This window comes from Flexivirga sp. (assembly GCF_051955415.1).
In the GTDB taxonomy this organism is placed as follows: Bacteria; Actinomycetota; Actinomycetes; order Actinomycetales; family Dermatophilaceae; genus Flexivirga.
The window spans coordinates 1-8,112 of record NZ_JBQCGS010000109.1 but is presented as its reverse complement, the minus strand read 5'-3'; the positions used below and the strand labels follow the sequence as shown (position 1 = coordinate 8,112).

7 protein-coding genes are annotated in these 8,112 nt (G+C 69.5%); 2 read left to right on the top strand and 5 right to left on the bottom strand.

Annotated features, from left to right (window positions below):
- Positions 1-124 precede the first annotated feature (124 nt).
- Positions 125-667: a hypothetical protein gene (locus ACTHL4_RS17910; RefSeq protein ID WP_440284130.1), complete on the bottom strand. Its 543-nt coding sequence runs from the start codon at positions 665-667 to the stop codon at positions 125-127.
- Between the two features lie 76 nt (positions 668-743).
- Between ACTHL4_RS17910 and glgX the strand changes: the two genes are divergently transcribed.
- Positions 744-2,885, top strand: coding sequence for a glycogen debranching protein GlgX (gene glgX, locus ACTHL4_RS17905; protein WP_440284129.1), 2,142 nt, complete (start codon positions 744-746; stop codon positions 2,883-2,885).
- Between the two features lie 140 nt (positions 2,886-3,025).
- On the opposite strand, the gene ACTHL4_RS17900 is transcribed toward glgX, so the two are convergent.
- The 4 genes from ACTHL4_RS17900 to ACTHL4_RS17885 form a co-directional block, all read right to left on the bottom strand.
- Positions 3,026-4,399 carry a GH1 family beta-glucosidase gene (locus ACTHL4_RS17900; protein WP_440284128.1) on the bottom strand — a complete coding sequence of 458 codons (1,374 nt, stop codon included), beginning with the start codon at positions 4,397-4,399 and terminating at the stop codon, positions 3,026-3,028.
- Positions 4,400-4,472: 73 nt separating this feature from the next.
- A complete protein-coding gene (locus ACTHL4_RS17895; RefSeq protein WP_440284127.1) occupies positions 4,473-5,498 on the bottom strand; it encodes a LacI family DNA-binding transcriptional regulator in 1,026 nt (341 codons plus the stop codon).
- 24 nt (positions 5,499-5,522) lie between these two features.
- On the bottom strand, positions 5,523-5,981 hold the full coding sequence (locus ACTHL4_RS17890; RefSeq protein ID WP_440284126.1) for a hypothetical protein: 459 nt from the start codon (positions 5,979-5,981) through the stop codon (positions 5,523-5,525).
- Positions 5,978-6,340 (bottom strand): hypothetical protein, encoded by a 363-nt coding sequence (locus ACTHL4_RS17885; RefSeq protein ID WP_440284125.1) that lies wholly within the window; start codon positions 6,338-6,340, stop codon positions 5,978-5,980. Before ACTHL4_RS17885 ends, ACTHL4_RS17890 begins: the two co-directional genes overlap by 4 nt.
- Positions 6,341-6,493: 153 nt before the next feature.
- On the opposite strand from ACTHL4_RS17885, the gene ACTHL4_RS17880 reads away from it, so the two are divergent.
- The gene (locus tag ACTHL4_RS17880; protein WP_440284124.1) at positions 6,494-8,050 is read left to right on the top strand and encodes an FMN-binding glutamate synthase family protein; all 1,557 of its coding nucleotides are present in this window, start codon (positions 6,494-6,496) and stop codon (positions 8,048-8,050) included.
- Positions 8,051-8,112: the final 62 nt, after the last annotated feature.

Here is an 8,112-nt window from a genome sequence, read left to right as displayed (position 1 = left end):
GTTACCCTGGGATCTCACCCCGCCCATATCCTGTCGCGCCCCCACCCCCGGGGGGCGGGGGGGCCCCCCGATATCCCCCCCCCCCCCGCCCCCGGCGGGAGGATCTGACCTGCGCAGTGCGGTCCTACTGCTGGGTGGACGCGTCGCCCTGTGCGGCGTTGGCCAGCGTCTGGGCGACGGCGGGAGCCTCGGCCGAGTTGGCCGCGTGCGGGCCGTCGCTGGTGACGGCCTGGTGCCACAGCTGCACCGCGGTCAGCACCATCTGGGTCGTCGACTGCACGAGCGTCTTGACGTCGTCGGCCGCGGAGACCAGGTGCTCGCCGGTGACGATGAGGTTGCCGTTGGCCAGACCGGTCTTGACGATATTGAGGCTCAGCGACACGTCGTTGGCCGCGAGCAGCTGCTTGGTGATGTCCTGCGGGAGGTCATCGGTGATCTGCCACTGACCGAAGACGCGCATCATGGCGGGCTCGCCGTCGACGCAGCGCACGAAGAGCTGCTGGCCCTCGACCTTGTAGCTGACGTCGCCGTCGGCATCCAGCTCGGGGCGGAAGCCCTCCTCCTGCAGAGCAGCCATCACGCGGCCCTGCAGCTGACCGTCGCCGGCGGGCGCGGCCGGCGCCGAGGCGGGCGGGGCGAAGTTGGGCAAAGAAGTCGGATCTGTCATGTGACCCACGCTACTTCACCTGCCCCGCGGCCAGCACTTCCCGGGTCGCGGCGGGCTGGGCGACTAACCTCTGCGGGTGCCCGAAACACCGACCGCCACCGCACGCACCTCCCCCGACGCCCCACCCCCGCTCGGCGCGACCGCTGACGACTCGGGCGTGGAGTTCAGCGTGTATGCCGGCGCCGCCACCGGCGTCGAGGTGTGTCTCTTCGACGAGACCGGCGTCGAGCAGCGGGTGGCACTGATCGAGCACGCTCACGGGATGTGGGCCGGCCACGTCCCGGGCATCGGGGTCGGTCAGCTCTACGGCTATCGGGCGCACGGTCCCTGGGACCCGGTCCGCGGCCACCGTTACAACTCCGCGAAGCTGCTTCTCGACCCCTACGCCCGCGGCATCGTAGGCGAAGTCGACTGGCGCCCGGAGGTTTTCGGGCACGCGGTCAGTGCCGACCTGTCCGGCGACGATGGCGTGCGAGATGACCGCGACAGTGCGCCATACGTCCCGCGCAGCGTGGTGGTGGGCAACGGATTCGACTGGGGGGACGACCGCCCGCCGCACACGCCGTGGGACCGCACGGTGCTCTACGAGACCCATGTGCGCGGGCTGACCAAACAGCTGCCGGACGTGCCCGAACACCTGCGCGGCACGTATGCCGGAGTGGCGCACCCCGCCACCGTCGCGCACCTGACCAGACTCGGCGTGACGGCCGTGGAGCTGCTGCCGGTGCACGCGTTCACCTCCGAGCCGGAGCTGGTGCGCCGGGGACTGACCAACTACTGGGGGTACAACACACTCGGCTTCTTCGCCCCGCATCCGGCATACGCGTCGGCGCACACTCCGCAGGACGCGATCCACGAGTTCAAGGGCATGGTCAAGCTGCTCCACGAGGCGGGCCTGGAAGTGATCCTGGACGTCGTCTACAACCACACCTGCGAGCAGGGCAGCGATGCCGGCGCGACATTGTCCTGGCGCGGCCTGTCGTCGGCCGGCTACTACCGGCTGGACGAGCGTGGCAACGACGTCGACGTCACCGGCTGCGGCAACACCCTCGACATGCGACAGCCGGAAACCATTCGGATGGTGCTGGACTCGCTGCGCTACTGGGCGACCGAGATGCGGGTCGACGGCTTCCGCTTCGACCTGGCGCCCGCGCTCGCACGCGGTTCCGACGATGCGTTCCACCCCGACCATCCCTTCCTGATGGCCTTGCGCACCGACCCCGTGCTCTCCCGCGTCAAGCTGATCGCCGAGCCCTGGGACGTCGGTTCGCACGGTTGGCGGACCGGCCAGTTCCCGACGCCGTTCGGTGACTGGAACGACCGCTTCCGGGACACCGTGCGCAGCTTCTGGCTGACCGACCTGGCAGCCGACCGGGACGGCCACGCCGGTCACGGCGTGAGCGACCTCGGCACCCGGCTGGCCGGGTCCAGGGACCTCTTCGCGCCGCGGTCGCCGCTGGCCTCGATCAACATCGTGACCACGCACGACGGCTTCACCGCGGCCGACGTGACGGCATACAACAGCAAGCACAACGAGGCCAACGGCGAGGGAAACCGCGACGGCAACAACAACAACCGCTCCTGGAACTTCGGCGTCGAGGGGCACGAATCCGCCGGTGCGGACGTCGAGGCCGGCAGACGACGGGCCATCCGCAACCTGCTGGCGACGTTGTTCGTCTCCGCCGGCGTGCCGATGCTGCTGGGCGGCGACGAGTTCGGGCGCACCCAGCGGGGCAACAACAACGCCTACTGCCAGGACAACGAGATCAGTTGGTACGACTGGGATCTCGACGACGCGCAGCGCGACCTGGCCGACACCACCGCGTTCCTGGCACAGTTCCGTGCCGCACACCCGGTGCTGCGTCAGCGCAACTTCTTCCCCGGCGACCCCATCGACGGCGACGCACTGGCAGCGTTGCACTGGCACGCCGCCGACGGCTCGATCATGACCGCCGCACAGTGGAACGACGGGCGCACCCGCGTCCTGCAGGTCGTCTTCGACGGCTCCGACGTGGACGACGACCGGATCCTGCTGGTGCTCAACGGCCGGGCGCAGGACACCGCCGTCCGGTTGCCCGCGCAGACCGGCGTCAGCACGTGGCAGCTGTCCTGGGACAGCAGCTACGAAAGGCCCGACCAGCTGCCGAGCACCTCGGTCCCCGTCGGTGACGAGTTGCCGGTGCGGGCCGGGTCGTTCGCCATACTCGTCGGCGCGTAGCACCGCACCGCGTAGCGCCCACCCACCGCGTAGCGCCCACCCACCGCACCGAGCGGACAACATCCATACTGAGCGGACACGAATACACGCTGCTTTCGCGCGTGTTTTCGTGTCCGCTCAGCGCTTTTGTGTCCGCTCGGTCAGGGGATCTGGTGGGTGGCGATGACGTTCCGGTACCAGTCGAAGCTGGCCTTCGGAGTGCGCTGCAGGGTGTCGTAGTCGACGTGCAGCAGCCCGAAGCGGGGCTGGTAACCACGCGCCCACTCGAAGTTGTCCATCAGTGACCAGACGTAGTAACCGCGGATGTCGACGCCCTTGTCCATCGCGTCCTTGACCGCCTTGAGGTGGTCCCCGACATACCGGATGCGATCCTGGTCGTCGATCCGCCCGTCGGGGCCGACGACGTCCGGACAGGCGATGCCGTTCTCGGTGATGTGGATCGGGGGCAGGGCATCGCCGTAGCGGCCCTGCAGCCAAGTCAGCAGCGCGGTGAACGCGCCGGCGTCGACCGGCCAGCCCATCTCGGTGAGGTATTCACCCTCGTGCAGCACCGACTCGAAGCCGAGGTCGGACGCGACCCGCTGCGCCGGATCCGCCACCTGGTGGGCGACCGCACGGGGACGACTCGGGAAGTAGAAGTTGACGCCGAGGAAGTCCAACGGCTGGGCGATCGTGCTCAGGTCGTCACCGGCGATCCAGGAGAAGTCGGTGATCGGCGACCACACCTGCTTGCCGAGCTCGGGATAACTGCCGGCGAGAACGGGGTCGGTGAAGATCAGGTTGCCGATGAGCAGGTTGCGCTGGGCCGCTTCCAGATCGGCGGACGACTCCGAAACCTGTTGCACCGACGCCAGATTGAGCGTGATGCCGACCTGCGCCCCGGGGACCGACGAGCGGATCCGCTGCGCCGCGATCCCGTGGCCGAGCAGCAGGTGGTGTGCCGCCTTGAGCGCGCCCTCGCCCTCCTGGGCGCCCGGAGCGTGCACGCCGTCGGCATACCCCAGGATCGAGGAACAGAACGGCTCGTTGAGGGTGATCCACCGCTTCACCCGGTCGCCGAGGTGGTCGGCAGCGACGGCCGCGTAGTCGGCGAAGCGTTCGGCGGTGTCGCGCTCGCGCCAGCCACCGCGGTCCTCCAGCGCCTGAGGCAGATCCCAGTGGTAGAGGGTCACCGCCGGCTCGATACCGGCGGCCAGCAGCTCGTCGACCAGCTCGTCATAGAACGCCAGGCCCGCCGGGTTGACGGGGCCGTCGTCCGGCTTGATGCGCGGCCAGGCGAGTGAGAAGCGGTAGCTGTCCAAGCCCAGTTGCCGCATCAGCGCCACGTCCTCGGAGACCCGGTGATAGTGGTCGCAGGCGACGTCGCCGGTCTCGCCACGCTCCACCTTGCCCGGTGTGTGGCTGAAGGTGTCCCAGATCGACGGCCGCCGGCCGCCCTCGGCCACCGCGCCCTCGATCTGGTAGGACGCCGTCGCCGCTCCGAAGACGAAGTCGGCAGGAAACTGCACGGTCACGGGATGCTCCTCTGCTGTCGCAACTTACGCGGTTAAGTGTATGCCGGGAAGAGTCTCGTTCGTCAGCTCTTCGTCAGGGTGCCGGCCGGACGGGTGCGCTGCTGCCGCGAACCTCCAGCCGCGAGCGCGGCACCTGCACCTGTCCCGGGTCTGCTCCGGCGACCAGGTCCAGCAGCGCCGTGGCCGCCTGCCGTCCGTAGGCCTGGTTGTCCCGGGACAGCGCGGTCAGTTGCGGGTCGACGGCTCGCGTCAACGGCGAGTCGTCCCAGCTGACCAGTGAGACGTCGCCGGGAACGGACAGCCCGGTCTCACGGAGCGCGCGGAGTGCGGCGACCGCCATGTGGTCGTTGCCCAGGATCAGCGCACTGGGGCGGTCCGGCGCCGCGAACAGCCGGCGCACGGCGGCGGTGGCGGAGTCGGGCGCGTAGCTGCCCTCGACGGTCTCGACGCGGATGCCGTGCCGGCGGGCGGCGGTGCGTATGCCGCGTTGGCGGGCCCGTTCGTGCGCGAACGCCCGCGGGCCGCTGACGTGCGCCAGGTGCCGGTGGCCGAGCGCCGCGAGATGGTCGACGATGAGCGCGCTGTCGGCGGCCTGGTCGGTCCAGATGCACGGCATCGAGCCACTCTGCCGTGGGCCACCGCAGAGCACCGCGGGCAGGCCGATCTGCTGGACCGCCGGTATTCGCTCGTCACGATGGCGTTCGTCGACCAGGATGACCCCGTCGATCCGTCCCTCACCCCACCACCGGCGGTAGGTCTCCACCTCGACCGCCGGCGCGTCCCCGATCACCCGCAGCAGCAGGCTCCAGCCGTGCTCGGCCAGCACGCTCTCGACCCCGGCCAGGAACTCGAAGAAGAACGAGTCGACGGCGAAGGACTCCGCGGCACGCGACAGTGCCAGGCCGATGACCTTGATCCCCGATCCGCTGAGCGCACGGGCGCTCGCGCTCGGGTGCCAGCCCAGGTCGACCGCGAGGTCCAGCACCCGGGCACGGGTCTCGGCCGCGACACCGGGCTGACCGTTGAGCGCATAGGAGACCGCCGCACGCGAGATGCCGAGCCGTCGGGCGATGTCGGCCATCGTCGCCTTGTGCGCCATACGCTCCTGCATCGTCCGGCCCGGTCAGTGCGTCTTGTTCCGGCGCAGCCACCACAGGCCGAGGATCGGCAGGATCAACGGCACGTAGCCGTAGCCCTGGCCGAACCTGGACCACACGGTCGTGTCACCGGCGCTGCCTTGTGCCACGAAGGCGGCCCGGTCGGCATACGACCAGATGCCGACGGCGAGGACGCCGAAGAGTTCGAAACTGATCGTGGCCAGGGCCACCCGCGCGCTGGCCCGGTCGCCACGGGCGAGTGCGACCGTCGCGACCAGGTAGACGACCGCGGCCACGGCCGAGAGCCAGTAGGGCAGGTGCTGGTCGGGCCAGGTCTGCGCGATCTGCATGATCGAGCGGCCGGTCGCGGCGAGACCGAGCAGGCCGTAGACCGCGACCAGCATCCGGCCGGGACCGCTGTTGATCCCGGTCCTCCCGCCCGCGCGCTTCGTGGAGCGCGCTGCGAGCTTGTCGAGTGTGTTCATGATCCGTTCCAGAGTTGCAGCAGCCGGGCGACCATCACCAGCAGGCCGAGCGTCGCCACCAGCAGCACGCCGGTCCCCCACCGGGATTCGCGTTCGGCGATCGCCCAGAATCCCGCCACCGGCAGCACACAGACCAGGCCGGCCAGGTAGGCGACGAACAGCCCCTTGGACATGTGCGCATCGGCGTCCCCCAGGCGGACGATCCCGACCACCAGTTGCGCGATGACCGCCAGTTCGGCCGCGCAGGCGAGGTAGAACATCGGGTTGTCGACCGCGCGGCCGCGCACGGTGAGGTACGCCGCGTCAATGGCCAACACCGCGAGCAATGCGATAAGCACAGTGGTGAGGGGCAGCAGCACCCGAACATCGTACGGACCCGGCGGCGTCGCCCACGACGCAGCCGAGTCCGACCATGATGACGGAGGCAGCCGTCCGGCGCCGGAGGGCGATCGAGCGACATTCGAGCGTCACCCGGCACCATGACCGAAGACAACGACACGAGGAGCACACGAATGGTGCGATGGCAGCAAGTGACGGCCGCGGCGACCGCGGGATCGATCGTGGGGCTGGCGATGCGTGACCTGGCGCAGCGGCAGCACGCGGTCCTGCGCAACTACCCCGTGGTCGGCCATCTGCGCTACTTGCTCGAGGACATCCGTCCGGAGATCCAGCAGTACTTCATCGAGCGCAACTGGGACGGCCGGCCGTTCGACCGCGACACCCGCTCGATCATCTACCAGCGGGCGAAGGGCACCCACGGCGAGCAACCGTTCGGCACCGAGCGCGATGTCGACCAGGCCGGTTACGAGGCGCTGGTGCACTCGACCGCTCCGTTGGAGAAGCCGGACGCTCCACCGCGCGTGCGGGTCGGTGGACCGGACTGCGCCAAGCCCTACGACATGTCCCTGCTGAACGTCTCGGCGATGAGCTTCGGCGCCTTGTCGGCCAACGCGATCCGGGCGCTCAACAAGGGTGCGCAGCTCGGCGGCTTCGCACATGACACCGGCGAGGGGGGCCTGACGCCATACCACCAGGAGTTCGGTGGCGATCTGGTCTGGGAGATCGGTTCAGGCTATTTCGGCACGCGGACCAAGGACGGTGACTTCGACCCCGAGCAGTTCCGCGACAAGGCGTCCGACGACCAGGTGAAGTGCGTCTCGCTGAAGCTCAGCCAGGGTGCCAAGCCGGGCATCGGCGGGGTGCTGCCCGCGGCCAAGGTCACCGCCGAGATCGCGCAGTTCCGCGGCGTGCCCGAGGGCGAGAAGTGCGTCAGTCCGGCGCGGCACAAGGTGTTCGACACGCCGGTGGAACTCATCGAGTTCATCGCCCGCATGCGCGAGCTGAGCGGCGGCAAACCCGCCGGCTTCAAGCTGTGCGTCGGTTCGCGACGGGACGTGCTGGCGATCTGCAAGGCGATCCGCGAGGTCGGCACCGCGCCCGACTTCATCATCGTGGACGGCTCGGAGGGCGGCACCGGTGCCGCACCGCTCGAATACGAGGACCACGTCGGTATGCCGCTCACCCACGGCCTGATGACGGTGCACAACGCACTGGTCGGCACGGGCCTGCGGGACGACATCAAGCTGGGCGCCAGCGGCAAGATCGCCGGTGGCGCGGACATCGTCAAGCGCCTCATCCAGGGTGCGGACTACACCAACTCGGCGCGCGCCATGATGATGGCCGTGGGTTGCATCCAGGCGCAGGAGTGCCACACCGGCAAATGCCCCGTCGGTGTCGCGACCCAGAGCAAACGGCGCGCCCGTGGGCTCGACGTGCCGACCAAGAGCGAGCGCGTGCACCGCTACCACCGGGCGACCGTCGAGCAGGCCGCCCAGATCATGGCGACACTGGGCGTGCGGGAGCCGCACGAGCTCAGCCCGCACATGTTGCGGCACAACATCTCACCGCAGGAGAGTCGCAGCTACGCCGAGCTGTTCACCTGGTTGCAGCCCGGTGAGCTGCTGCAGGGTGCGCCGCACTCGTGGGCCGCGGACTGGCAGGCCGCCAGCGCCGACAGCTTCAGCCCGCAGCTGTCCACCTATCGCGCCGGGGAAGGACGGTCGGCCTGAGCCGGCCGACCTGACCGAGAGGAGCAGGGACTGACCGAGAGGAGTACGAACTCGGCTCGATT

Coding starts and splice junctions, on each gene's coding strand:
- ACTHL4_RS17910 (WP_440284130.1), bottom strand. CDS start 667: ATGACAGATCCGACTTCTTTGCCCAACTTCGCCCCGCCCGCCTCGGCG.
- ACTHL4_RS17895 (WP_440284127.1), bottom strand. CDS start 5,498: ATGGCGCACAAGGCGACGATGGCCGACATCGCCCGACGGCTCGGCATC.
- ACTHL4_RS17890 (WP_440284126.1), bottom strand. CDS start 5,981: ATGAACACACTCGACAAGCTCGCAGCGCGCTCCACGAAGCGCGCGGGC.
- ACTHL4_RS17880 (WP_440284124.1), top strand. CDS start 6,494: ATGGTGCGATGGCAGCAAGTGACGGCCGCGGCGACCGCGGGATCGATC.